This is a genomic window from Pseudomonas sp. UBA7500 (assembly GCF_002478435.1).
In the GTDB taxonomy this organism is placed as follows: Bacteria; Pseudomonadota; Gammaproteobacteria; order Pseudomonadales; family Pseudomonadaceae; genus Aquipseudomonas; species Aquipseudomonas palmensis.
In genome coordinates, this window is the sequence record NZ_DLNW01000049.1 from 13,041 (window position 1) to 34,197 (window position 21,157).

The window sequence follows — 21,157 nt, forward strand, 5'->3', positions numbered from 1 at the left end:
TCTTGATGGTCGTAGGGGGCGCCGCACTTACTGGGTCGGCTCAATCGTTGAATAGGGGAAGGCGCTGGCGGGCAGCGCCGAAGGGTCAGGCCGCGCGGCGCTTCAGTTGATCAGTAAGCTGCGTTGGCAGGTTGCGGATAGTCAGGCTGCCGTCGTCTTGGTCGAACTCAATCTTGGAGCCGAGCAGGTGCGACTCGAAGCTGATCGACAAACCCTCGGCTCGGCCGGTGTAGCGCCTGAACTGGTTCAGTGTGCGCTTGTCCGCAGCGAAGCTTTCCGTCAGGCCGTAGTCGCCGGCTTTGATGAACTCGGCGAAGGTAGTCGGCTGATCTTCGTCGAGCACCTCGGATAGCTCAGTCAGGCTGATCGGCTCGCCGGTCTTGGTTTGAGCTGTCACGTAGGTGACCAGCTCGTGGCTCTTCTCCCGAGCGGTGTCGGCCGGCAGATCCTCGCGCTCGACGTAGTCGCTGAACGCCTTGAGCAGGGTGCGCGTTTCGCCTGGGCTGTCGACACCCTCCTGACAGCCAATGAAGTCTTGGAAATACGCGGTCGATTTGCGGCCTCCCTTGGGCTTGATGAAAGAAATGTACTGCCTTGACACCGGGTTGTTCTTCCACTCGCTCAGGTTGATGCGGGCGGCGAGATGCAGGGTGCGAGAGTCGAGCTGGCGCGAGGTGGCAACAGTAAGGTCTTGAGCAACGGCAACCGTCTCAACCTGCTGCAGGATGGCGACCGTCAGGTAGTCCGTCATGCCCTGCTGATACAGCGCGAACAGCACGTGACCGCCGACGCTCAGGTTCGACTCTTCCATCAGCTTGACCAGGTGCTCGGTCGCGGTGCATGTGAAGTCCATGAAACCCAGCTCACCTTCGATGAACTTGCTCAGCCAGCCGCTGAGCGGGTATGCGCCCGACTGCGCATGAAAGAGGCCCCAGGCCTTTCCCGTCTTGGCGTTGTAGGTGTCGTTCACGTCAGCCAGCAGGTTCTCGATGGCCTGCGTGTCCGGCAGGCTCTGGCGGGCCAGGTGCAGTACAGCAGGGCTGCCGTCGGGCTTCTTGTCGATCTGGTGGATCACAGCGTGGCGAATAGGCATAGGGTTTCTCCGGGGCAGGCGCCGCCCTCCATGGCTGGATGCGGTCGTGTGGTTGGTTCAGTTCAGTATGTCGAGTTGCACTTCGCGGCATTGTTGCTCGCCGTGCGGGAGGGTCTTTGGCGCTTCGATTTCGTCGCCAGGGTTTCGCCTGAGCTCTGCCCGAGTGGCCGCAGCGAACCGTCGCGCTAGTTTTGGTGACACCTTGAAAGCTGGCGCGTCAGGTCGTTTCAAGCGCCGCGTCTGTTCTGGGCGGTCAGCAGCAATGAACGACCGGTGCAGGTCCTGCAGCAGCTCTTGCAACTGGGTGTAGCCGTGAGCTTTCATCGCCTTGGCCAGTTCTGCCCGCGTCCCGGCAGCCGACTCCACCGGCAGGATCTCGATGCCCAGGCGCTCGGCCTCGGCCTTCTTCCTGTCGCGGTAATCCGCCGAGTGCTTCGCTGCCCCCGTCTTCTTCTCGGCCATCTTCAATTCCTTCTGCTGGGTCTCATGTAGTTAGCGCATGAGACATTTGTGCAAGTTGAAACCTAATTTGAAGCAGACTAAATTTAGAGTTCCATCAACTTTTCGGAGACTCAGGAGCATGCCAACTGATCGCGAGCTGCAGCTCGAACAGGCGCTTATAGCAGTGATCGCATCATCAGAATTACTTGGCTGTAACATTGATTTTCTGTGCAATCGCGCCATTGGCGGCATTATTGGCGGTGTTGAGTTCGCCAATATTCCTGAAGCGCACGTTCAGAGTGTTATCGACGAAATTGAAAGGGCGAAAGCTGCTTCGAAACGCAGTATTGACGCAGCCATTCAACAGGGCTGAAAACTATGCGGCGCCGCTTGGGGAGCCAGGTGGCGTCGAGGCCCTCTTCAGACCAGCCCATCGAAATATTGAACCCACCTGCTGACCCGCTCGCCTAACCCTGTATCAACCCACAGGGAGCAGCAGTCATGTCCAACCTCGCCATCTATTTCTGGATCGCCGTTGCGGTGATCGTCATCCTTGTCGACCTATGGGCCATCGTCAGTGTGTTTCGCAGTGACAAAACTGATGGCGTTAAGGTCATGTGGTTTCTCGGCATCGTGATCTTCCCGGTTGTGGGATTGATCATCTGGGCGCTGTTTGGGCCAAGGGGAATCAAGCCAGGGACCGGACCAACTTCGCCAGAGCACAGCAAAGGGTGACAGTAGTCACGTTGCCGGCCTGCCCACCAACTTACGGTCGGCGGCAGCTTCCAGCGCCTGGGCGGTGTTGACCGCGACCTTGTAGTTGAAGCAAAACACCCGGGTCTTGCCCGTGGCGCGCTCGATGATGTGGTAGGCCTTGCCCTTGGCGACGACCTGGTACCGCACAGACTGGGCCGGCGCGGTCAGGCCGAGGATGACGTGCAGGTTTGCCGGCGGCAGGGTGGTTCGTGCACGCATCGCGGCCAGGCCGTCGACGCGCTGCTGCATGGTTGGGTGCATGGGGATCTCCAAGGGACGGGCAAGAAAAAGCCCGGCGTACCGGGCTGGCTCAGTAAGTACCACCTCACGTGAGCTACCGAGGCCGCATGTGGCGGTCCGGCAAGGGCTGGCGGTTACATGGCGGCATCCTCCGTTGTCCGCCACTGGGAAGGCAGTGGCCACCTATGAGTGCAGCTCGTAGGCCTCGGCGCGGCGCAGCACGCGAACCTGGGCAATGCGTCGTTCAGGGGCTCGGCGGTCGCGCCGCACCGGGTCGCCGCCACCTGCAGCAAGTGAGTGCATGGCGATCAGCGCGACAAGCACAAAGCACATCGGGCTGATGATCTGGCGTTTCATGGCCTCGGCGACCATCGCGGCGCGGCGCTGTACGCCAAGCTTGAACATCGCCGCCGACAGCCGCTTCGCGACCGTGCCCGGTGCAATGTCGATTGAGCGGGCGATCTCTTTCGCGGTCATACCCTGGGCAACAGCGAGCAAGCACTGAAGCTCGCGCGGGGCCAGGCCGCGCCCGAGGTGACCTTTCCACTGGCCGCTGACGATTGTGGATTCCATGATTTGCCTCGGTGGGTGGCTGCATTGGTCGTAACGCTCGCCGCCGCAAAACTCCCGGACCAGGGGAGGGCGAGCGTCACGACCAATGCAGCCTGGTGCTGGGGAGTACCAGGCGATTGGGCAGTTTGCGTCAGGCTGACGTGGCGCTGGTTGTTTGGTGGCTTGCAGCCACCTCACCACTGCCCAGGTGACGGGCTTTGCGCTAGGCTGAGCGCTCTCACACAACACAGCCAGCAAAGGAGGGCGCAACCTTGGCAGTTTCGGTGGTTGCAAAATTCATCGCAGATGAATGGTTTAAGATCATGGCGATTCTTTGTTTTGTGGTTCTCGTCGTCTCAATGACCGTCGATCTCAAGGTCGACAACGCTGTCGTGGGGCTCTTTTCACTCTCCGGCTTACTTTGGGGTATCGGTGAGATGGCTTGTCGGCCATTTGTTTCGGGCATTGCTCCGCACCCCTATCAGCTCGGCTCGGTGATCATCAGTGGTCGACCACGTCGAATGAACAAGACAGGGTTCGTCTTGTTTCTGATTTCGCTACTTGTAGCGATTCTCGGTTGCCTAAAGGCTTACCCGCTCGTGGTTTCGATCATTGCCGATATCTAAGCCTTGACTTCCCGTCTGGCCCTGTCGTCAAGGCCAGCCAGTGAAATCTGCCGCGACCCGCTGCTGGCGTCGGTCTTTGGCAATCTTCGAATTGTTGTCTCCGACCGCGACCCTGGTCCGCCGGATAACTGTTCTTGGCGCTTTACGCTGCACGCCCGGGTCAGTTGCCAACCCTCTGAACCGTTCAGGCCGGTTCATCGCTGCCTTCAATCTGGCCGGTGGTGATCCGGCGTTGAGGCAAATCTACAACCAAAAGTTACAGTTCGCAAGCTTTTTGGTTGTAGATTTATGCGTGACTGGCCTTGCTTAAGGGATTGTTTCGGTTGTAAGTGGGTTTGGATTGCAAAAAAAATCCCGCTAAAGAGCGGGATTCTCAATGCCTCACGGGGGCGGGGCGGATTACCGGGTGTACATGGCCCACCAGAAAACGTGCCCGATGATGAGCAGTTGCCCGTCGTGTATTTGCTCGAACGTATAGTCCTCGTCAGGGTGATCGTCGCGATTAAAACTGCGCAACCGGATTCCCGTGGGGAGACGATAGAGCTGCTTTACGCGAAGCTGGCCGCCATGGTTCACGGCATATAGATCCCCATCAACTACGTCACCTAGGGTATTTTTCCCAAGGTCAACGCCGACCGTGGCGCCATCCCGCAGGACAGGCGTCATGCTGTTGCCGCGAACCGTAAGGCATCTCGCCTTGTCGAACTGAACGCGATTATCCCGAAGCTTTCTCTTAGGGAAGCGCAATGATTCTGTGGTGTCTTCTTGGACCGCAAACCTGCCAGTGCCAGCTGCAAGTTCGACCTCGCGAAGAAAAGGGACTGCCAGCTCATCATCACCGATAGGGGTGGTTTCATCCCACGCATCGATGTCGCTGAGGGCTGATGATGCCGAATGGCTCACTGGCGAGTCCCCATCACCCTGAACCAGGTAGCTGACCGACGTCCCCAGAATGCTGGCTATGTCGGCGAGCTTCGCATTTCTCGGGGTCGACTTGCCTGACTCCCATTTCTGGACGGCCTGAGCACTTAGGCCAAGTCTGCGCCCTAGCTCGGACTGGTTCAGTCCGACCTCTTCACGTTTCTGCGCGATGCGCTCACCAATACTTTTCATGTGTCAATCATACAAACATTGGTTGTAGGTGTAATTGCGAATATTGGTTGTAGTTATGCACGGCGCTGGGTTAACCTTTGGTTGTAATTGTAACTTTGAGGTGTGTATGGAGCTGACTGCAATTCAAAAGGCGGCTAAGGCTGCTGGAGGACAGTCCGCTCTCGCTCGGTCGCTCAAGGTTACGCCCCAGGCAGTGCAGAAGATGTGCGCTACCGGGCGCGTGCCTGCCGAGAGAGTGCTGGACATTGAAAGACTCACAGGGATCGGTCGATCTGAGCTGCGGCCGGACCTTTACCCGAGAAGCACAGATGAGGCCGCGTGAGCCAGTAGCAGTCACGGTGCATGGATTGATTATCCGCTCGCCAGTGCACCACTAGTAGCGGCCAGTAATAGCTGTTGATTCATCCAGTGCACAAATCGCAGACGAAAAAAAACCGCCTGGCAGGGCGGCTTCTTCAATACACAACGAGGTCGATTATGCACCCGGCTATCGATGCAAGCAATACCAGCCCTATCTCGTCAGGTTTCAGCTTCTCCGCGAACCTGTCACGTCAGGTCGAGTCACCGAGGGTTGCAGCGTGAGCACCATAGTAATGAGTCAGTGCTGGCCCCTGCAAGGCATGAGCCCTGCACAGAAGGCGGTGCTGATCTCGCTCGCCGACAATGCGAACGACGAGGGCGTTTGCTGGCCGTCAGTTGCCCGTATCGCCGAGCGCACCTGCTTGTCCGAGCGCGCCGTGCGCAACGCATTGCGCTGGCTGGAGCAGGTTGAGGTACTGGCAGCGCATCAGCGCACAGGGCGTTCCACCTGGTACACGGTGAGCCCATACAACTACAACCCCGGCATTTCCTGCCCCCCTGCACCAGATGCCCCCCCACCCCGGCAGGAGGTGCCCCCCACCCCGGCACCAGATGCCGGCCCCCCCGGCATTTCCTGCCCCCAGAACCGTAATAGAACCGTAAGGGAACCGTCAGGATCTTCCGCGAGCACTCCGGGCGACTCGAAACAGAGCCTGGTCTATCAGATCGTCGACCTGTTCAACGAGCTGCTGCCAGAGCTGCCGCGCGTCGTGCTGGTCAACAAGGACCGCAAGTCGAAGGTGCAGGCACGGTTGGCCGAGAGCCCTGTTCACCAGGACCTGGATTTCTGGCGTGACTTCTTCGGCATGGTCCAGGCCAGTGACTGGCTGATGGGGCGAGTAGGGGGGCGGGACAACAAGCCATTCCGGTGCAACTTCGACTGGCTCATTGCGCCGACCAACTTCGTGAAAGTCGTGGAAGGAAATTACAATGCGTGACCTGCACAGCGTCGAGGCCGAGCACGGCCTGCTGGGCGCGATGATGATTCGCCCCGAACTGATCGACACCCTGAGCGATGACCTAACTCCTGAGTCGTTCTACTTCGCCGAGAACGCCGATGTGTTTCGCGCGATCATGGCAACGCGATCTGCTGGCAAGGCGGTGGACTTCCTGACGGTGGCCGACCAGATGGGCAACTGGTCCTGCGAGGGTACCGCCCTGGGTTACTGCGCGGAGATCGTCAACAACACTCCGAGTGCTGCTAACGCCAAGACCTATGCGGGAATCGTGCGAGAGCGAGCCATCGAGCGCGCCCTGTATGACCTTGGCGGGCAGGCCATGGAGATCGCTCAGGATACTGGCGACGTGCAGGCGAAGATCGCAGCTATCCAGGCCGCAGCCATGGCGATCGATAGCAGTGCCGGTGACGACGATATCGTCAAGGCTGGCGATGTCATGGCCGACCAGGTCGAGGTGTGGCAAGAGCGGCACGACCGCCTCGCTCGCGGCGAGACGCTAATTGGCATCTCCACAGGCCTGAAAGACCTAGACGACAAGTTGGGTGGCCTGCAGCCGGATAATTTGTACATTGTCGCCGGCCGTCCCGCGATGGGTAAAACCACTTTGGCCATGGGCTTCATTGCCGAAGCCGCTATCCGCCAGAAGAAATCGTCCTTGGTCATCAGCCTGGAAATGAACAAGGGCCAGCTGATTGATCGGCTGACCGCATCAGAGGGACGAATTCCGCTCTCTCTGATCAAGAACGGAGCCGCTTGCCAGAGCCACGGCACAGAGCTCTCGGTGGCGGCCACGGCGATTCACGCTGCGCCGCTGTACATCGCTGATCGGGCCGGTACCAGCATCGGGCGCATCCGGGCCCTGGCCCGACGCCACAAGCTGCGTTACGGCCTCGATCTGTTGATGATCGACTACCTGCAGCTCACTGAAGGCGAGGGCGGCAACCGCACCGAGGAAGTCAGCAGCATCAGCCGTGGCTGCAAGCTGCTGGCCAAGGAGTTAGGTATTCCGGTCGTGCTGCTCAGTCAGCTCTCGCGCAAGTGCGAGGAGCGCCCGAACAAGCGGCCGATCCCTTCTGACCTGCGCGAATCGGGCGCAATCGAGCAGGACGCCGACGTGATCCTCTTCGTGTACCGCGACGAGGTCTACAACGAAAACACGGAATCCAAAGGGATCGCCGAAATCATCATCGGCAAGGGGCGAGACGTGGAGACCGGCACGGTTCGAACCGCCTTCCTCGGGCAGTACAACCGGTTCGAAAACCTGGCCGCCGGATGGGTGCCCGAACCTAAGGCCCAGCCTGAAAAAGTTACCAGCCTGGCCAGCCGCTATGCCAACAAGGATCGCTTCTGATGGCCGTTCCAATGCTGGCCGCGCCTGACCTCGCAGAGTACCGCTGGGCGCTCTATGCCTGCGGGCATCTGCTCGACCTCACCGCCGAACCTCACCCGCCCGTGGCTCTCTACCGCGACGAGCAGTCGGCGAGGCTGCACGGCCTTCGCATGTGGCCCAGCACTTTCACTGTCATCGACCTGCACGGGGACGAACACCCATGAGGCAATCCAAGTTGACCAAAGCCGCCCGCGGCCGGGAGTGCCAGGTGCGAATCCCGGGCATCTGCAACGGCAACCCAGAAACCACCGTTCTCGCCCATTACCGACTGGCCGGAACCTGCGGTGTCGGCAAAAAGCCGCACGACATGCAAGGCGCCTGGTGCTGCAGCGCTTGCCATGACGCCTGTGATGGCCGCAGCCGTGCAGTAAGCCGCGAACTTGCACGCCAGTACCATGCCGAGGGCGTGATGCGCACTCAGGCCGCACTGCTCAATGAAGGAGTTCTCATCGCATGACCAATACTGCCGCCGTAAAGATCAGCGATGCAGAGATCCGCCGACAGGCCGCCGGCCAAGTGCGTGACCTGCGGGCCCTGGGCAACCACGGCCTGTACTTCCGGTTTCACCGTTCGCGCGAGCGGGGGTCCTGGTATCTGATCCACAAGGGTAAGTGGAACCTGATCGGCTCATACCCAGAGCTGAGCGCAGCCAAGGTTGCAGCAGCCTTGCCGGATATCCGCTTGCGCTTGGAGGCTGGAGAAGGCTCCAGCCTGTCGAGCTGGCTACTGACCGGCGAGCTGCTGGCGTGGTTCGCTGAGCGCATGTCCCGCGACCGTAACCTGTCGGCCAAGCGCAAGAGCACGGCGGCGTCAGCGATCAAGCAGCACCTGGTCCCACGGCTCGGCGAGATCCCGCTGGCCCAGATCGACAAGGCGCTGCTGGACCGCGAGCTGATGTGGCCGATGCAAGAGACGCTGTCTATCGACTACGTGCGACTGGTGTTTCAGCTTCTGGCCCTGTCATTCCGCCAGGCCTTCAAGCTCGGGCTCATCAGCTCGAACCCGATGGCCAGCATTCGCTTTGGTGACTTCTCCAAAGCCAAGGTCACGGTCAAGCCGTCACGGCTGCGTGGCGTGCACCTCGAAGACCTGATGGCTCGCATGAAGAGCACCCTGGCGAACCGCCCGCAGCATGGGGTGCTGGCCCTGATGATGCTGTGTCACGGCACCCGACTGGGCGAAACCCGCCTGGCTCGATGGAGCCACATCAGCCTGGCGGAGCGGGAGTGGTTCATTCCGGCTGAGCACACCAAAACTAGCGTGCAGCACCGCCTGCCACTGACCGACCAGGTGCGCTTCCTGCTGATGGCCTACCGCGAGATCCAGCGCAACGGGGGCTATGACGGCGAGTTCGTGTTTCCGGGGCGCCAGGGCAAGCCGATGAGCGAGGCCAAGGCATCGGCCGTGTTCACCGTCATGGGGCAGGGTGAGTGGACCAGCCACGACCTGCGCAAGCTGGCCCGTACCGGCTGGGCTGACCTGGGTGTCGACCACCTGGTGGGTGAGCTGCTGATCAACCATGCCATGGGCCACAACGTGAAGGTGTACATCCAGTCCGACGTCATGGCCCGCAAGCGCGAGGCGTTGGAGAGGTGGCACGCACACCTTGATCTGAAGGGTTTCGAGTCGGTTCACGGCTTGACCGGTGATAGATCAATGGATTCATGGATTCTCTCGCGGGCCGCAGAACGTGCGGGTTTCGACGGACTTCCGGTATCCACCATAAGCGAGGATTCAAAGTGACAAGGAAGAGCCATGGCCCTGCCTTCAAGAAGGCTGCGATCGAGTTGGCTCAGTGCCCTTTGTGCCGTGGGAGATCGGTCACTCAGGGTGTGTTTCACGAACTGCCATGCAGCCACTGTCATGCCTCGGGCTTTGTGGCGGCTGCAACCGGCGAGGCCCTGGCCCTGGATGAACTGGTGACCCAGCTCGGCATGAGGCTGCAGGCAGCAACACGCCAGATCGAACAGTTGAGGAACCCTCGGGCCAGCGGGCCGGAGGCGACATACCAGGGAAGCAACCGGCGCGGCGCCGGCGGCACCAACTACACCGGGGATTGAGGGGGAAGGACATGAAAAAGCGAACCTATGTAGACAAGGCCCTTGGTGACACTGCCTACATGCTCGAACAATGGGGCTGGTGGCGCATGGACGGCATGGGCGTGCCTCAGTACGTGTGCCCGCTGTATGCGCTTATGAAGGAGCACGCTCCAGCGGAAGGGGGGCTTAAGCAATACGTGATCACGGACGATCTAGCTCTTGCGGTGGATGGCGCCGTAGCCAGACTAAACAAACGAAACCTGCAAATGGGTGGCTTCGTCTGGCTGTACTTCGGTGCTAAGTGGCCGGCCCTGCGGATCGCCCGCGAGCACAAGATGAGCGAAGCCAAGGCCCGCGAACTGATCAACACAGGCGTGGCTTGGATCGATTGCGCGCTGGAGCAATTGCGAGAGGCTGCATAAAAAGCTTTCCGCGCGGATAAACACCTGTTTTCATAGCAGCGTGTCCAGCTTGCAAGCAACGCGACACAGACAAACCCCGGCCTATAAATCGGGGTTTTGTTTGTGTGCAGCCTCCGTTAGAGTTGAGTGTCATGGCGCATCGCCGTAATGCATTTTTCGATGGAGCTGATGATGCACAGAAACAAGGGTTTGGTAGTTCGATTGCTCTCGTACATTCAGGATAGGGATCTGGATGGCTACGGTCTTTACCGGGCGGAGCTAAAGGAATGCCTAGAGAGCGATACCAACGCGAAGCTGGGTGATGTGCCCTCGGCCTTGAATGCCTTGGACTACCATCTTTACCTGGCAGAGACAGCAGGATTTGTGGTTCGCACACCTTCTGAAGAAGAAGGGGATAAGGCGGGCGACAACTTTGAGATAACGTGGGCAGGACATGAATATCTTGCTGCTGAGGCCCAGTCGAAGTATCTCGACCTTACTGGTTTTAATTGAATTCAATTTCAGACTAAACCCACTCATCGTTAGGGGCTTTTCCATTTCTGCAGATGACACGCCCAGCCAGCTGGGCTAAGTCAGTAGTGGCATCGATCAAAGCCGTGCGCTCCCTGATCGGTTACGCGATGAGAGGCTGGGGTGCGTGACCCAGCGATCCAGCCCATCAAGCCGGGCAAGCACCGGCCCTCTGCACCTATTCCAAGGCTCGCCATATCGGCGGGCCTTTTTCGTTTCCAACTCCCCGAAAGGGAGGAACCCGGATGCCCCATATGCCCGAGAAAGACCCTGGCCTTTGGGCCGCCGTGATTGCCTGGGTGATCGCCCACCAGCCACAGCTTTACGCTGCTGGGTTGTCTGTCGGTATTGCCGCCCTGCGCGTTGTGTACGGCGGCGGCACACGACGCCAGGTGATCTTGGAGGGCGCCTTGTGCGGCCTCATCACCCTGGCACTGGTGCCGTTGCTCGAATGGATGGGCCTGCCTCAGGGCATGGCCACCTTCGCTGGCGGCGCTGTTGGCTTCATGGGTGTGGAGAAGCTGCGCGGCTACTCCGATGTGTTCATGTCTCGCAAAGCCCAGGGGTAGAGCATGAAGTTGATCCTGAAGAGACTGATCCCCGGCATCGAGGTAACCAGCCTCGACAGCGAGTGCCGCCACTACGTGCCCGGCCGCCGTGATCACCAGTCCCCGTTTGCGCTGCATACAGAGGATGGCGCCGTGCTGCCGAGCCAACTGAGCACCACCTTGCACAGCGAACCAGGCCAGCCTGTACGCCTGACAGTCGTGTTCACGGTTGACGGGAACAACCTGGCTGTCGAAGGCGATGGCCTGTAGCGGATGCGCCGCCCGGCGCGAACGAATCAACAAATGGACAAAGATGGCATATGAACGAGCAAGAAGCCTTTTCGCACCAAATCGAGAGTCTGAGCCCGAAGAAGGGCGACCTGCTGGTGATCAGCGTGCCGTTTCCTCTGGAGGCGGAAGTACGCGAGAAGCTGGCAGGGGTCCTGAAGGGCACGACCGATCGCCTGGACTGTGAACTGCTTGTACTTGAGGCGGGTATCACCGCTCAACTGCAGCCTGGCGTGAGCGACTTGCTGGCCGAGCAGAAGAAACAGACCGCGCTGCTCGAGCAGATCGCCAGCCAGGACCTGGCGCTAATCGAAGCGCTGGCCGATGACCAGGCGGCAGACGCTGACGCGACTCCGAGGGCCTACCTGAGCGGCGCGCCCATTTACGGTGGCCGGTGATGGCCAAGCTTCCCACCCTGCAATCCAGGCTGAGGCCTGTAGAAGGGCGCAAACTCTCGACCACCAACACATCGGAGCGCCGGATGACCGGCAGCAGGCTTCAGGCTCGTCGCTTGCGGTTGTGGACGGAATCGCCGATGTGCGTTGAATGCGGCCGAGTTGTTGCCTATCCGAATGGCTTCGAGCTCGACCACCGCGTGCCGCTACATCAAGGCGGTGCCGACACCGACGAGAATTGCCAGATCCTTTGCTGTGGACCTGGTGGCTGCCACCTGAAGAAGACGGCGACCGATAGTGTCGAGCTGGGCGTGCACCGATCTGATTCGAAAACGGGGGGCTGACGTGCTTCATCGGGGCGGTGACGTGCTGCAAAGGGGGAGGGGTGGGGTCAGACCTCACACCTTTCCGTTTCGGAAACCTCCCCCTCTCCCATTCGCAGTTTTTTTCTCCTTTCACGGAAAAGTTAACCATGGCTTTAACCGACAAGAAGCGACGGTTTGCTGACGCTTTGCTGTCGGGAGCGTCAAATCGAGACGCGGCCATTGCCGCTGGATACTCCGAGAAAACCGCGTCGCAAGCGGGCTCCAAGCTCGCGAAGGACCAGGATGTCATCGCTGCAATTGGTCGGCATTTGCGCGAACGGCAGGCAGCAGCCACTGAAGTTAAACCAGATCGAAAAGTTAAAGGCCCCACGCCAGAGGATGGCGCTGTCGGGGAGCTTGACCTGGGCGATTTCGACGACCCGATGGACTTTTTGAAGGCGGTCATGAATGAGCAGGCTGCCGAGCCCAAGTTGCGCGTCGATGCCGCCAAGGCACTGCTGCCCTACAAGCACGGCAAGGTCGCCGACCAGGGCAAGAAGGAACAGAAGGCCGCAGCGGCCGATCAGGTCAGCAAGGGGCGTTTCGGCTCACGTCCGCCACCGACACTGGTGGTCAACAACAAGGGGTGACGCATGGAGTGGACGACCGCCTGTCCAGACTGGGAGGCTCGGATCGTTGCCGGCCAATCGCTGATTCCTTTCAAGCCGCTGTTTCCCGATGAGGCCGAGGCCGCGCTTGAGGTGTTCAAGGCGCTGAAGGTCGTCGACCTGCCAGGCCAGCCGACTTTCGGCCAGTGCTGTGATGAATGGGTGTTCGACTTCGTCGCCGCCATCTTCGGGGCATACGATGCCGAGCACGGTAAGCAGCTGATTCGGGAGTTCTTCCTGCTGATCAGCAAGAAGAACACGAAATCGACGATCGCTGCCGGCATCATGCTGACGGCGCTGATCTTGAACTGGCGGCACGACGAGGAGCTGCTGATCATCGCGCCGACGATTGAGGTTGCAGCTAACAGCTACAAGCCGGCCGCCGGTATGGTGCGGGCCGATCCCGAGCTTAGCGAGCTGCTCCACGTCCAGGACCATATTCGCACCATCACCCATCGGGTGAACAACGCGGCGCTGAAAGTGGTGGCGGCCGACACCGACACGGTCTCGGGCAAGAAGTCCGGCAAGATCCTGATCGATGAGGTTTGGGTGTTCGGCAAGCGCGCGAACGCAGACGCCATGCTGATGGAGGCAACCGGTGGCCAGATTTCCCGAGACGAAGGGTTCGTTATCCTGCTGTCAACGCAGAGCGATGAGCCGCCGGCAGGCGTCTTCGAGGAGAAGCTGAGCTACTACCGAGATGTTCGCGACGGCGTGGTCAATGACCGCAAGTCGCTGGGTGTCCTGTACGAGTTCCCCGAGGCCATGGTCAAAAGCAAGGCCTACCTCAAGCCGGATAACTTCTACGTTACCAACCCCAACATGGGCCGCTCGGTCAGCAGGGAGTGGCTGGAAGACGAACTGGCGAAGAACCTGCGCAAGGATGAGGGGGGTCAGCGGAAGTTCCTGGCCAAGCACCTGAATGTCCAGATCGGCATGAACCTGCGAGCGAATCGCTGGGCCGGCGCCGACCATTGGGAAGGGCGGGGCGATAAAAGCCTGACGCTCGATGAGTTGCTGCTTCGAAGTGAAGTGGTAGTGGCTGGAATCGACGGCGGTGGACTGGACGACCTTCTGGGTCTGAGCCTGATCGGTCGCGAGCGCGGTAGCCGTCGATGGCTGCACTGGGCTCATGCCTGGGCACACAAGATCGCGCTGGAGCGTCGCAAGGACATCGTCAGCGTCTTGCAGGATTTTGCGGCAGACGGTGACCTGACCATCGTCGATCTGCCCGGCGACGATGTGCGGGACGTCGCCGACATCATCTGCCAAGTACGAGATGCCGGCCTGCTGCCTGAAAAGCAGGCCATCGGCGTCGATGCCGCAGGCATCGGCGACATCATTGACGAGCTCACCACCGAGGAGCGCGGGATCACTATGGAGAGAATCGCTTCAGTGTCTCAAGGCTGGCGCTTGAATGGTGCGATCAAGACCACAGAGCGCAAGGTGGCCGGCGGTGAGTTCATTCACGGAGGCTCCCGGCTGATGGCCTGGTGCGTGGGCAACGCCAAGACCGTGCAGGTCGGCAACGCAATCGCGATCAACAAGCAGATCAGCGGCACCGCCAAAATCGACCCGCTGATGGCGACCTTCGATGCGGCAACGCTGATGGCGCTGAACCCGGAAGGCTCTGGTGATCTCCAGGGCTTCTTTGATAACCCGATCATGGTAGGAATCTGATGGCCGACAAGAAACCGGGCCGGGTGAAGGCTGCGCTGCAAAACTGGCTCGGGGTACCCATCAGCTTGAAGGACGGCGCATTTTGGCAGGAGTGGTTCGGCAGCTCCGCTTCTGGAAAGCACGTTTCGGTCGACAAGGCCATGCAGCTGTCCACAGTGTGGGCGTGTGTGAGGCTGCTGTCCGAATCCGTCTCAACGCTTCCGCTCAAGCTGTACCGGCGCCTCCCTGATGGATCTCGGGAGGTCGCCAAAGATCATCCATTGTTCCGTGTGCTGTGCCGCATTCCGAACGCCGAGATGACCCCGCAGCGCTTCATGCTGCTGGTCGTGGCGAGTATTTGCCTTCGAGGTAATGCCTTCATCGAGAAGAAGATGATCGGCAGCAGGATCATCGCCCTGGTGCCTCTCCTTCCCCAGTGCATGAGGGTGAAGCGGCAGGACAACGGGCGCCTGAGGTACACGTACAACGAGAATGGCGTGGAACGCGACATTCCCGAGAAGAGCCTGATGCACATCCGCGGCTTTGGCCTAGACGGGGTGTGCGGGATGCTTCCGGTCACAACCGGGCGGGAGATCTTCGGCTCGGCGATGGCGATAGAGGAGGCTGCGGCGAAGGTGTTCGCGCAGGGGATGCAGGCCTCGGGCATCCTAAGCAGCGATGCCAAGATCACGCCGCAACAGCGCGAGCAGCTACGGGCCAGCATGCAAGCGTTCATGGGATCGAAGAACGCCGGCAAGATCATGGTGGCGGAGGCGGGCTTCAAGTACCAGGGCATCACGATGAACCCTGAGGCTGCACAGATGCTGGAATCCAGGTCCTTCGGGATCGAGGAAATGTGCCGTTGGTTCCGCGTGCCGCCGTTCATGGTCGGGCACATGGACAAGCAGTCCAGTTGGGCTGCCTCAGTTGAAGCGCAGAACCTTCACTTCCTTACAAACAGCCTGCGGCCATTGCTGGTAAACATCGAGCAGGAGATCACTCGCTGCCTGATCGGCGAGGCCGATGCCGACGACTACTACGCCGAGTTCGCGGTTGAGGGCTTGCTGCGTGCAGACAACTCGGGCCGCGCAGCCTGGTACAACACGGCCCTGCAAAATGGCTGGATGTCTCGCAACGAGGTGCGGCGGCTGGAGAATTATCCGCCGATCCCGGGCGGCGACACCTACACAGTCCAGTCCGCACTTGTGCCATTGGAGGAGCTCGGCAAGCCGGCAGCAGGCGTATCGCCGGCGGCCTCAGCATTCATGCTTCGGCTGGTCTCGGCGCGCAACAACGACGACCGAGAGGCCATCAACAAGGCTGTCGAGCTGGCATCTCAGGCTCTGGAAGCTGGAAACCCAGACGGACCCATGATGGCCCACGCGCTGATATCGATGCCGCTGCTCAAAGCGGCCTGACCTGGAGTAACCCATGACCCTCAAGACACTACCGGCAGCGCCGGCGGTGCGGCCGCACGCGCGCGTCGAATCCGATCTACTGCCCAAGGCCATGGAGCGCTGGAATCCAGCGATTAAGGCGGCAGCCGGTGACGACTCCACCACTATCACAATGTACGACCCAATCGGTATGGACTGGTGGACGGGTGAGGGCGTCACAGCCAAGCGCGTCAGTGCCGCACTTCGCAGCATCGGCGACAAAGACATCACCGTGAAGATCAACAGCCCAGGCGGCGATGTTTTCGAAGGCCTGGCGATCTACAACCTGCTGCGCGAACACAAGGGCAAGGTGACCGTTCAGGTGCTTGGCCTCGCTGCCTCTGCTGCTTCGTTCATTGCTATGGCCGGCGATGAAATCCAGATCGCCCGAGCCGGTTTCATGATGATCCACAACGCTTGGACCATCGCCGCTGGCGACCGAAACGACTTCACCGAAGTCGCCGACTTCCTCGACCAGATCGACGGAACCCTGGCCGATATCTACTCGGTCAGGACCGGGGATGAGGTCGCCGCGATGCGCGCCCTCATGGATGTCGAGACCTGGATGGGCGGCAGTGCGGCAGTCGAGGCCGGCTTCGCTGACGGCTTGCTCCCATCGGATGCGGCCCAGGAAGACCCGCAAGCCATCGCGCCCCAGCAGGTCGCGGCGCGACGCCTGGATACGATCCTGGCCAAACAGGGCATGCCTCGCTCAGAGCGTCGCTCCCTGATTCAAGAACTCAAGGGGGGTACGCCTAGCGCTGCCCCCTCCGGTACGCGCAGCGCTGCCGAAAACCAGGCCGACTTGGCCAACCACTTTGCCGATCTACAGGCCGCCATGTCGCGGTTCTCGGCAGCAGCCCTCAAGTAACCGGAGAAGATCCCATGGCAGATAATACCGCCGACCTGTTGAAGCAGGTCTCCAACGAGCTCAAGCAGGCTACCAGCGATTTCAGCAAGCAGGCCGAGAACGCGCTGGCCGAGGCCAAGAAGGCCGGAAGCTTGTCCGAAGAAACCAAGAATGCCGTCGACGAACTGGCGACCAAGTTCAACAGCCTGACCGAGGCCGAGAAGCAGCTGAAAGCCCAGCTGGGCGAGCTCGAGCAGGAGTTCGCGCGCCGGCCTTCGGCTGGCACTCCGCAAGCCCAGGACAGCCTCGGCGGCGTTGTGATCAAGAGCGAAGCGCTCAAGCAGTTCGCGGCCAGCATCGAGGGCGGTAAGCGCGTCAACATTCCGGTCAGCGCCGCCCTCCTTTCCACCGATATCCCGGCCGGCATCGTCGAGCCCCAGCGCCTGCCCGGCATCGACACCGCGCCGAAGCAACGTCTGTTCATCCGCGACCTGATCGCCCCGGGCCGAACCACCGCCCCGGCGATCTTCTGGGTGCAGCAGACCGGCTTCACCAACGCCGCCAAGGTCGTGGCCGAGGGTACCGCCAAGCCGTACTCGAGCATCGAATTCGCGTCGAAGCTCACCGCGGTGTCGACCATCGCCCACATGTTCAAGGCCTCCAAGCAGATCCTGGACGACTTCGCCCAGCTGGGTTCGACCATCGATGTTGAAATGCGCTACGGCCTCAAGTACGTGGAGGAACAGGAGATCCTGTTCGGTGACGGCACTGGCGTGCACCTGCACGGTATCGTCCCTCAGGCCTCGAAGTACGTCCCGGCATTCGAGGTAGAGAAACGGTCGGGTATCGATGATCTCCGTCTGGCGATGTTGCAAGCCCAACTGGCGCGTTTGCCGGCCTCTGGCCATGTCCTGCATTTCATGGACTGGGCAAAGATCGAGCTGACCAAGGACTCCCTGGGCCGCTACATCCTCGCCAACCCGTTGGGCCTGGCTGGTCCAGTGCTGTGGGGGCTGCCTGTCGTGGCCACCGAGGTCGCTGCCTTCCTGGGCAAGTTCCTGACCGGCGCATTCCAGACCGGCGCTCAGCTCTTCGACCGTGAAGATGCCAACGTGGTCATCTCGACCGAGAACGCCGACGACTTCGAGAAGAACCTCATCTCGATCCGCTGTGAAGAGCGTGCAGCCCTGGCGGTAAAACGTCCGGAAGCATTCATCTTCGGTGAGTTCGCCGACCCGGTCACCCCGTAACCCTGAGTGAGGGCCGCCCGAGCGGCGGCCCCTGGAGGCATTCATGAAACTGAAAACCCTGAAACCTCTGTATCTTGGCGGCCAAACGCTGGTGGAAGGCACGCCCTTTGAGACCATCGAGCAGCACGGGCGCCAGTTGATCCAGAAGGGCTATGCCGAACTGGACGACTCGGAACGCGAGGTGGTGGTGACCATCTCGCAGGAAGATGCAGTTGGCGCGGGCGTGCTGACTTCCACCAGCCTGAGCGTTCTGACCCAGCCGCTTGCCGCGTCTGGTGCAGTCGGTCCTCTCGTCCTCAAGCAGGAAGGACATGGCAAGTGGATCATCGTCGGCGAAGACGATAAGCAGGTCGGCGATTTCTTGGGCAACAAGGCTGACGCCCAGAAGGAACTGGATCGCCTGGCTGCCGAGGCCAAACCGGCGCAGGAGTAAAACATGTCTGTTATTCCAATCGACCTGGCCATGCACCACCTGCTGGCCGAGCCGGAAGACCAGGCGCTGGTGCAGGCCTATCTTGATGCGGCGGAGGAGGCGGCGATGCAGTTTCTGAATCGCCGCTTCTACCTGGACCAGGTGGCGCTCGACGCGGCCAAAGCAGCATTGCCGGCACACATGCAGGCAGCGCGCGAGGCCAACACTGAGGGGGTCGCTGCAGCCGAGGCCGAGCAGGACCACGTCGCCCGTTGTCGTCTGCTCGAGTACGCCCGCAAAGCGCTGGCTGACGCCTACGACCAGGCCGACGCCATCGCCTACGGCATGGTGATCAACGCCGCCATCCAGTCTGCTTGCCTGCTGAAGCTCGGTCACCTGTTCGCCAACCGCGAGGAGGTGGTCACCGGCACTATTGCAACCGAGCTGCCGCTGGCGTCCCAGCACCTGCTGATGCCTTACCGTATCCGGATGGGTGTGTAATGCGCGCCGGCCGGTTGCGGCACCGCATCGATATCCAGGAGCTGGTGCCGGTACGCAAGCCCAACGGTGAGTTCGGCGAGCCTGACTGGGTGACGCGCTGGCGCAGATGCCCAGCGAGCGTAGAGGATCTGTCCGCACGGGATTTCATTGCCGCCAAGGCCGGCCAGGCAGAGGCAACCAGCCGGATGGTCATTCGGTACCGGCCTGGCGTACTGCCGACCATGCGCATCATTTACCGCGACGAGATCTACAGCATCGTCGGGCCGCCACTTGCCGACCCTGACTCTGGGCTGGACTACCTGACCATTCTGACCTCGAAGGGGGTGAAGGATGGCTGACACAGTCGAATTCAGCCTGATCGGGCTGGATAGCCTGCTGGGCAAGCTGGAGGCCGTCAACTACGACGTGAAGCGCAAGGGCGGTAGGGCGGCGCTGCGCAAGGCTGCCCAGGTCATCATGGCCAAGGCCAAGGAAGGCGCGGAGCGGATCGACGACAAGGAAACTGGCCGGGCAATCTCGGACAACATCGCGCTGCGCTGGAATGGCCGCTTGTTCCGATCTACCGGCGACCTCGGCTTTCGCATCGGCGTGCTGCACGGCGCCGTGCTAAAGAGCGGCGGCGACCTGAGCCAGAATGCACCGACGCCGCACTGGCGTCTGCTGGAGTTCGGTACCGAGAACATGGCGGCAGTGCCGTTCATGCGCCCGGCGCTGGCCGACAGTATCAGCGAGGCGACCAACACTTTCATCACTGAATACGAGAAGTCCGTTGATCGTGCGATCAGGCGGGCACTCAGGAATGGGGTATCTGCCTGATGCGTGCACCGATCTTCGATCTCTGCTCTGCAGACGCGGCTGTCAGCGCGCTGCTGGGCGCCGGCCTGGACACTCGGCTTTACTCGTTTGGCGAGGCGCCCGAGGGGGTCGCCAAGCCCTACGCGGTCTGGCAGGTGGTCACTGGCTCGCCAGAGAACTACTTGGTCGGTCGCCCAGACGTTGACGGCCTCACCCTGCAAGTCGACGTGTACGCGAAAACAGGGGATGTCGCCCGCCAGGTGCGTGATGCGATCCGCGACGCCATCGAGCTCCACGCCTATATCACCCGGTGGGGCGCCGAGTCGCGCGACCCTACGACCGAGAGCTGTCGGGCAGGCTTTGATGCTGCCTGGATTCTCAAGCGCTGACCTGCACCCGTAAAACCCCGCCCGCCTTGTGCGGGCTTTTTTATGCCCGACATTTGGAGAACGACATGTCGATCCTCACGCAAGGAACCCAGATCTACGCCCTGGTGCCGCCGGTGTCCGGTACCGGGCCCCGCACCGTCATGGAGGTGGAGTGCGCCACCAGCTTCGAACCCGGCGGCGCGCCGGCGGAGCAGATCGAGGACACCTGCCTGGTGGCCAAGGAGCGCAGTTACAAGAAAGGCCTGCGCACCCCTGGCCAGGCCTCGTTGGGCCTGAACGCCGACCCGAACAACCCGAGCCACATCCGCCTGCACCAGATGTCCGAAGCCGATGGCGACACCACGGTGCACTGGGCCGTGGGCTGGGCGGACGGCACTGCAGCCCCAACCGCCGTTTCGGCCGGCAGCCTGGCGGTGATCGCTGTGACCAATGCCGGCAGCGGCTACACCAGCGCGCCGACCGTCAGTATCAGCGGTGGTGGTGGTACCGGTGCGACGGCAACAGCCGTAGTTGATGATGGTGAGGTGGTGAGCATCAACATCACCAACCCAGGCAGCGGTTACACCAGTGCGCCGAACATCACCTTCGCAGGCGGCACTGGGACCGGGGCAGCTGCAGCAGCAGAGATCAGCGAGGAATCTGACTTCGTTCTGCCGCCGTCGCGCACCTGGTTCACCTTCTCCGGCTACGTTGCCGACTTCCCGTTCAACTTCGCGCTGAACGCCGTGGTGGCGTCCACCGTCGCGATCCAGCGTTCGGGCGGCTCCGCCTGGATTCGTAAGGTGACCGCATGACCGAGCTGAGCATTGCAAACCTGAAGAAGGCCAAGGCCTTCACGGCCCGCCCGGTGGCCAAGGAGATCGAGTGGGCCGGCAGCAGGTTCACTTGCTACGTGCGCCCGCTGTCCTACCAGACGGCCGTGGGCGACATTGCCGCGCACCGCGGCGCCGACCCACTGGCCTGCCGCATCGCTTCCAGCATCTGCGATGCCGAGGGCAAGCCGGTGCTCACCGTGAACGACATCACCGGCGAGGCCGATCCGGAGAAGGGGGCTCTCGATCCCGATCTGACCAACCTGCTGCTGATCGCCATTGGTGAAGTGCAGAACGGCGCCGCCCCGGGAAAGAAGAAGCGCTAGAGCCGATCGACGAACTATGGTG

General features: G+C 61.1%; 33 protein-coding genes and 1 pseudogene. 29 read left to right on the top strand and 5 right to left on the bottom strand.

Annotated features, from left to right (window positions below; genetic code table 11):
• Window positions 1–85 precede the first annotated feature (85 nt).
• Window positions 86–1,093, bottom strand: a complete 1,008-nt coding sequence (gene yejK / locus B4I46_RS21025; protein ID WP_286901687.1) for a nucleoid-associated protein YejK — start codon at window positions 1,091–1,093, stop codon at window positions 86–88.
• 57 nt (window positions 1,094–1,150) lie between these two features.
• Window positions 1,151–1,555 (bottom strand): hypothetical protein, encoded by a 405-nt coding sequence (locus B4I46_RS21030; RefSeq protein ID WP_286901688.1) that lies wholly within the window; start codon window positions 1,553–1,555, stop codon window positions 1,151–1,153.
• A gap of 118 nt (window positions 1,556–1,673) precedes the next feature.
• Between B4I46_RS21030 and B4I46_RS21035 the strand changes: the two genes are divergently transcribed.
• Window positions 1,674–1,907, top strand: a complete 234-nt coding sequence (locus B4I46_RS21035) for a hypothetical protein (RefSeq protein WP_275731667.1) — start codon at window positions 1,674–1,676, stop codon at window positions 1,905–1,907.
• Window positions 1,908–2,035: 128 nt separating this feature from the next.
• Window positions 2,036–2,269: a PLD nuclease N-terminal domain-containing protein gene (locus tag B4I46_RS21040; protein WP_229589100.1), complete on the top strand. Its 234-nt coding sequence runs from the start codon at window positions 2,036–2,038 to the stop codon at window positions 2,267–2,269.
• A 6-nt stretch (window positions 2,270–2,275) separates the two neighbouring features.
• On the opposite strand, the gene B4I46_RS21045 is transcribed toward B4I46_RS21040, so the two are convergent.
• Together B4I46_RS21045 and B4I46_RS21050 are read right to left on the bottom strand one after the other, a co-directional pair.
• Window positions 2,276–2,551, bottom strand: coding sequence for a hypothetical protein (locus B4I46_RS21045; protein WP_286901689.1), 276 nt, complete (start codon window positions 2,549–2,551; stop codon window positions 2,276–2,278).
• Between the two features lie 162 nt (window positions 2,552–2,713).
• A complete protein-coding gene (locus B4I46_RS21050) occupies window positions 2,714–3,103 on the bottom strand; it encodes a response regulator transcription factor (protein ID WP_286901691.1) in 390 nt (129 codons plus the stop codon).
• A 251-nt stretch (window positions 3,104–3,354) separates the two neighbouring features.
• Between B4I46_RS21050 and B4I46_RS21055 the strand changes: the two genes are divergently transcribed.
• Complete coding sequence (locus B4I46_RS21055; RefSeq protein WP_286901692.1) at window positions 3,355–3,708, top strand: hypothetical protein; 354 nt, start codon at window positions 3,355–3,357, stop codon at window positions 3,706–3,708.
• A gap of 399 nt (window positions 3,709–4,107) precedes the next feature.
• On the opposite strand, the gene B4I46_RS21060 is transcribed toward B4I46_RS21055, so the two are convergent.
• A complete protein-coding gene (locus tag B4I46_RS21060) occupies window positions 4,108–4,821 on the bottom strand; it encodes an XRE family transcriptional regulator (RefSeq protein ID WP_286901693.1) in 714 nt (237 codons plus the stop codon).
• A gap of 106 nt (window positions 4,822–4,927) precedes the next feature.
• Here B4I46_RS21060 and B4I46_RS21065 point away from each other — a divergent pair, with 106 nt between their 5' ends.
• The 26 genes and pseudogenes from B4I46_RS21065 to B4I46_RS21190 all read left to right on the top strand — a co-directional run bounded on the left by B4I46_RS21065 (window position 4,928) and on the right by B4I46_RS21190 (window position 21,135).
• Entirely contained in the window at window positions 4,928–5,143 is a 216-nt protein-coding gene (locus B4I46_RS21065) for a transcriptional regulator (protein ID WP_286901695.1), read from the top strand.
• 256 nt (window positions 5,144–5,399) lie between these two features.
• Complete coding sequence (locus B4I46_RS21070; RefSeq protein ID WP_286901697.1) at window positions 5,400–6,119, top strand: helix-turn-helix domain-containing protein; 720 nt, start codon at window positions 5,400–5,402, stop codon at window positions 6,117–6,119.
• A complete protein-coding gene (gene dnaB / locus B4I46_RS21075) occupies window positions 6,112–7,491 on the top strand; it encodes a replicative DNA helicase (protein WP_286901698.1) in 1,380 nt (459 codons plus the stop codon). Before B4I46_RS21070 ends, dnaB begins: the two co-directional genes overlap by 8 nt.
• Window positions 7,491–7,694 carry a hypothetical protein gene (locus tag B4I46_RS21080; protein WP_286901699.1) on the top strand — a complete coding sequence of 68 codons (204 nt, stop codon included), beginning with the start codon at window positions 7,491–7,493 and terminating at the stop codon, window positions 7,692–7,694. The genes dnaB and B4I46_RS21080 overlap by 1 nt, the downstream gene beginning before the upstream one ends.
• A complete protein-coding gene (locus B4I46_RS21085; protein ID WP_286901700.1) occupies window positions 7,691–7,987 on the top strand; it encodes a DUF1364 domain-containing protein in 297 nt (98 codons plus the stop codon). The genes B4I46_RS21080 and B4I46_RS21085 overlap by 4 nt, the downstream gene beginning before the upstream one ends.
• Window positions 7,984–9,273, top strand: coding sequence for a tyrosine-type recombinase/integrase (locus B4I46_RS21090; protein WP_286901702.1), 1,290 nt, complete (start codon window positions 7,984–7,986; stop codon window positions 9,271–9,273). Before B4I46_RS21085 ends, B4I46_RS21090 begins: the two co-directional genes overlap by 4 nt.
• Entirely contained in the window at window positions 9,270–9,590 is a 321-nt protein-coding gene (locus B4I46_RS21095) for a hypothetical protein (RefSeq protein ID WP_286901704.1), read from the top strand. The genes B4I46_RS21090 and B4I46_RS21095 overlap by 4 nt, the downstream gene beginning before the upstream one ends.
• An 11-nt stretch (window positions 9,591–9,601) precedes the next feature.
• Entirely contained in the window at window positions 9,602–9,991 is a 390-nt protein-coding gene (locus tag B4I46_RS21100) for an antiterminator Q family protein (RefSeq protein WP_286901706.1), read from the top strand.
• Between the two features lie 171 nt (window positions 9,992–10,162).
• Complete coding sequence (locus tag B4I46_RS21105; protein WP_286901707.1) at window positions 10,163–10,483, top strand: hypothetical protein; 321 nt, start codon at window positions 10,163–10,165, stop codon at window positions 10,481–10,483.
• 263 nt (window positions 10,484–10,746) lie between these two features.
• Window positions 10,747–11,070 carry a phage holin, lambda family gene (locus B4I46_RS21110; protein ID WP_286901708.1) on the top strand — a complete coding sequence of 108 codons (324 nt, stop codon included), beginning with the start codon at window positions 10,747–10,749 and terminating at the stop codon, window positions 11,068–11,070.
• Between the two features lie 3 nt (window positions 11,071–11,073).
• A complete protein-coding gene (locus B4I46_RS21115) occupies window positions 11,074–11,319 on the top strand; it encodes a hypothetical protein (protein ID WP_286901711.1) in 246 nt (81 codons plus the stop codon).
• Between the two features lie 50 nt (window positions 11,320–11,369).
• A complete protein-coding gene (locus B4I46_RS25495; RefSeq protein WP_313717893.1) occupies window positions 11,370–11,735 on the top strand; it encodes a hypothetical protein in 366 nt (121 codons plus the stop codon).
• Entirely contained in the window at window positions 11,735–12,076 is a 342-nt protein-coding gene (locus tag B4I46_RS21125; protein ID WP_286901713.1) for an HNH endonuclease, read from the top strand. The genes B4I46_RS25495 and B4I46_RS21125 overlap by 1 nt, the downstream gene beginning before the upstream one ends.
• Window positions 12,077–12,204: 128 nt before the next feature.
• The gene (locus tag B4I46_RS21130; RefSeq protein ID WP_286901715.1) at window positions 12,205–12,687 is read left to right on the top strand and encodes a terminase small subunit; all 483 of its coding nucleotides are present in this window, start codon (window positions 12,205–12,207) and stop codon (window positions 12,685–12,687) included.
• Window positions 12,688–12,690: 3 nt separating this feature from the next.
• Window positions 12,691–14,385 (top strand): terminase large subunit, encoded by a 1,695-nt coding sequence (locus tag B4I46_RS21135; protein WP_286901716.1) that lies wholly within the window; start codon window positions 12,691–12,693, stop codon window positions 14,383–14,385.
• Complete coding sequence (locus tag B4I46_RS21140) at window positions 14,385–15,782, top strand: phage portal protein (protein ID WP_286901718.1); 1,398 nt, start codon at window positions 14,385–14,387, stop codon at window positions 15,780–15,782. Before B4I46_RS21135 ends, B4I46_RS21140 begins: the two co-directional genes overlap by 1 nt.
• Window positions 15,783–15,795: 13 nt before the next feature.
• Window positions 15,796–16,671, top strand: a complete 876-nt coding sequence (locus B4I46_RS21145) for a head maturation protease, ClpP-related (RefSeq protein ID WP_236176124.1) — start codon at window positions 15,796–15,798, stop codon at window positions 16,669–16,671.
• A gap of 14 nt (window positions 16,672–16,685) precedes the next feature.
• Window positions 16,686–17,900, top strand: coding sequence for a phage major capsid protein (locus B4I46_RS21150; protein WP_286901721.1), 1,215 nt, complete (start codon window positions 16,686–16,688; stop codon window positions 17,898–17,900).
• Window positions 17,901–17,943: 43 nt separating this feature from the next.
• Entirely contained in the window at window positions 17,944–18,333 is a 390-nt protein-coding gene (locus tag B4I46_RS21155; RefSeq protein ID WP_286901722.1) for a hypothetical protein, read from the top strand.
• 3 nt (window positions 18,334–18,336) lie between these two features.
• Complete coding sequence (locus B4I46_RS21160) at window positions 18,337–18,813, top strand: head-tail connector protein (RefSeq protein WP_286901724.1); 477 nt, start codon at window positions 18,337–18,339, stop codon at window positions 18,811–18,813.
• Window positions 18,813–19,151 (top strand): phage head closure protein, encoded by a 339-nt coding sequence (locus B4I46_RS21165; RefSeq protein ID WP_286901725.1) that lies wholly within the window; start codon window positions 18,813–18,815, stop codon window positions 19,149–19,151. The genes B4I46_RS21160 and B4I46_RS21165 overlap by 1 nt, the downstream gene beginning before the upstream one ends.
• Complete coding sequence (locus tag B4I46_RS21170; protein ID WP_286901726.1) at window positions 19,144–19,629, top strand: HK97-gp10 family putative phage morphogenesis protein; 486 nt, start codon at window positions 19,144–19,146, stop codon at window positions 19,627–19,629. Before B4I46_RS21165 ends, B4I46_RS21170 begins: the two co-directional genes overlap by 8 nt.
• A complete protein-coding gene (locus B4I46_RS21175; protein ID WP_286901727.1) occupies window positions 19,629–19,997 on the top strand; it encodes a DUF3168 domain-containing protein in 369 nt (122 codons plus the stop codon). The genes B4I46_RS21170 and B4I46_RS21175 overlap by 1 nt, the downstream gene beginning before the upstream one ends.
• A gap of 65 nt (window positions 19,998–20,062) precedes the next feature.
• Window positions 20,063–20,401 (top strand): annotated as a pseudogene (locus B4I46_RS25745) (phage tail tube protein); the annotation flags it as partial.
• Between the two features lie 123 nt (window positions 20,402–20,524).
• Complete coding sequence (locus B4I46_RS25750; RefSeq protein WP_276574060.1) at window positions 20,525–20,791, top strand: phage tail tube protein; 267 nt, start codon at window positions 20,525–20,527, stop codon at window positions 20,789–20,791.
• The gene (locus B4I46_RS21190) at window positions 20,788–21,135 is read left to right on the top strand and encodes a phage tail assembly chaperone family protein, TAC (protein WP_286901728.1); all 348 of its coding nucleotides are present in this window, start codon (window positions 20,788–20,790) and stop codon (window positions 21,133–21,135) included. The genes B4I46_RS25750 and B4I46_RS21190 overlap by 4 nt, the downstream gene beginning before the upstream one ends.
• Window positions 21,136–21,157 lie beyond the last annotated feature (22 nt).

Bases quoted from the DNA above. Each gene is read 5' to 3' on its own strand.
- yejK (WP_286901687.1), bottom strand. From the start codon at position 1,093: ATGCCTATTCGCCACGCTGTGATCCACCAGATCGACAAGAAGCCCGAC.
- B4I46_RS21030 (WP_286901688.1), bottom strand. From the start codon at position 1,555: ATGGCCGAGAAGAAGACGGGGGCAGCGAAGCACTCGGCGGATTACCGC.
- B4I46_RS21035 (WP_275731667.1), top strand. From the start codon at position 1,674: ATGCCAACTGATCGCGAGCTGCAGCTCGAACAGGCGCTTATAGCAGTG.
- B4I46_RS21040 (WP_229589100.1), top strand. From the start codon at position 2,036: ATGTCCAACCTCGCCATCTATTTCTGGATCGCCGTTGCGGTGATCGTC.
- B4I46_RS21045 (WP_286901689.1), bottom strand. From the start codon at position 2,551: ATGCACCCAACCATGCAGCAGCGCGTCGACGGCCTGGCCGCGATGCGT.
- B4I46_RS21050 (WP_286901691.1), bottom strand. From the start codon at position 3,103: ATGGAATCCACAATCGTCAGCGGCCAGTGGAAAGGTCACCTCGGGCGC.
- B4I46_RS21060 (WP_286901693.1), bottom strand. From the start codon at position 4,821: ATGAAAAGTATTGGTGAGCGCATCGCGCAGAAACGTGAAGAGGTCGGA.
- B4I46_RS21065 (WP_286901695.1), top strand. From the start codon at position 4,928: ATGGAGCTGACTGCAATTCAAAAGGCGGCTAAGGCTGCTGGAGGACAG.
- dnaB (WP_286901698.1), top strand. From the start codon at position 6,112: ATGCGTGACCTGCACAGCGTCGAGGCCGAGCACGGCCTGCTGGGCGCG.
- B4I46_RS21080 (WP_286901699.1), top strand. From the start codon at position 7,491: ATGGCCGTTCCAATGCTGGCCGCGCCTGACCTCGCAGAGTACCGCTGG.
- B4I46_RS21085 (WP_286901700.1), top strand. From the start codon at position 7,691: ATGAGGCAATCCAAGTTGACCAAAGCCGCCCGCGGCCGGGAGTGCCAG.
- B4I46_RS21090 (WP_286901702.1), top strand. From the start codon at position 7,984: ATGACCAATACTGCCGCCGTAAAGATCAGCGATGCAGAGATCCGCCGA.
- B4I46_RS21100 (WP_286901706.1), top strand. From the start codon at position 9,602: ATGAAAAAGCGAACCTATGTAGACAAGGCCCTTGGTGACACTGCCTAC.
- B4I46_RS21105 (WP_286901707.1), top strand. From the start codon at position 10,163: ATGCACAGAAACAAGGGTTTGGTAGTTCGATTGCTCTCGTACATTCAG.
- B4I46_RS21110 (WP_286901708.1), top strand. From the start codon at position 10,747: ATGCCCCATATGCCCGAGAAAGACCCTGGCCTTTGGGCCGCCGTGATT.
- B4I46_RS21115 (WP_286901711.1), top strand. From the start codon at position 11,074: ATGAAGTTGATCCTGAAGAGACTGATCCCCGGCATCGAGGTAACCAGC.
- B4I46_RS25495 (WP_313717893.1), top strand. From the start codon at position 11,370: ATGAACGAGCAAGAAGCCTTTTCGCACCAAATCGAGAGTCTGAGCCCG.
- B4I46_RS21125 (WP_286901713.1), top strand. From the start codon at position 11,735: ATGGCCAAGCTTCCCACCCTGCAATCCAGGCTGAGGCCTGTAGAAGGG.
- B4I46_RS21130 (WP_286901715.1), top strand. From the start codon at position 12,205: ATGGCTTTAACCGACAAGAAGCGACGGTTTGCTGACGCTTTGCTGTCG.
- B4I46_RS21135 (WP_286901716.1), top strand. From the start codon at position 12,691: ATGGAGTGGACGACCGCCTGTCCAGACTGGGAGGCTCGGATCGTTGCC.
- B4I46_RS21140 (WP_286901718.1), top strand. From the start codon at position 14,385: ATGGCCGACAAGAAACCGGGCCGGGTGAAGGCTGCGCTGCAAAACTGG.
- B4I46_RS21145 (WP_236176124.1), top strand. From the start codon at position 15,796: ATGACCCTCAAGACACTACCGGCAGCGCCGGCGGTGCGGCCGCACGCG.
- B4I46_RS21150 (WP_286901721.1), top strand. From the start codon at position 16,686: ATGGCAGATAATACCGCCGACCTGTTGAAGCAGGTCTCCAACGAGCTC.
- B4I46_RS21155 (WP_286901722.1), top strand. From the start codon at position 17,944: ATGAAACTGAAAACCCTGAAACCTCTGTATCTTGGCGGCCAAACGCTG.
- B4I46_RS21160 (WP_286901724.1), top strand. From the start codon at position 18,337: ATGTCTGTTATTCCAATCGACCTGGCCATGCACCACCTGCTGGCCGAG.
- B4I46_RS21165 (WP_286901725.1), top strand. From the start codon at position 18,813: ATGCGCGCCGGCCGGTTGCGGCACCGCATCGATATCCAGGAGCTGGTG.
- B4I46_RS21170 (WP_286901726.1), top strand. From the start codon at position 19,144: ATGGCTGACACAGTCGAATTCAGCCTGATCGGGCTGGATAGCCTGCTG.
- B4I46_RS21175 (WP_286901727.1), top strand. From the start codon at position 19,629: ATGCGTGCACCGATCTTCGATCTCTGCTCTGCAGACGCGGCTGTCAGC.
- B4I46_RS21190 (WP_286901728.1), top strand. From the start codon at position 20,788: ATGACCGAGCTGAGCATTGCAAACCTGAAGAAGGCCAAGGCCTTCACG.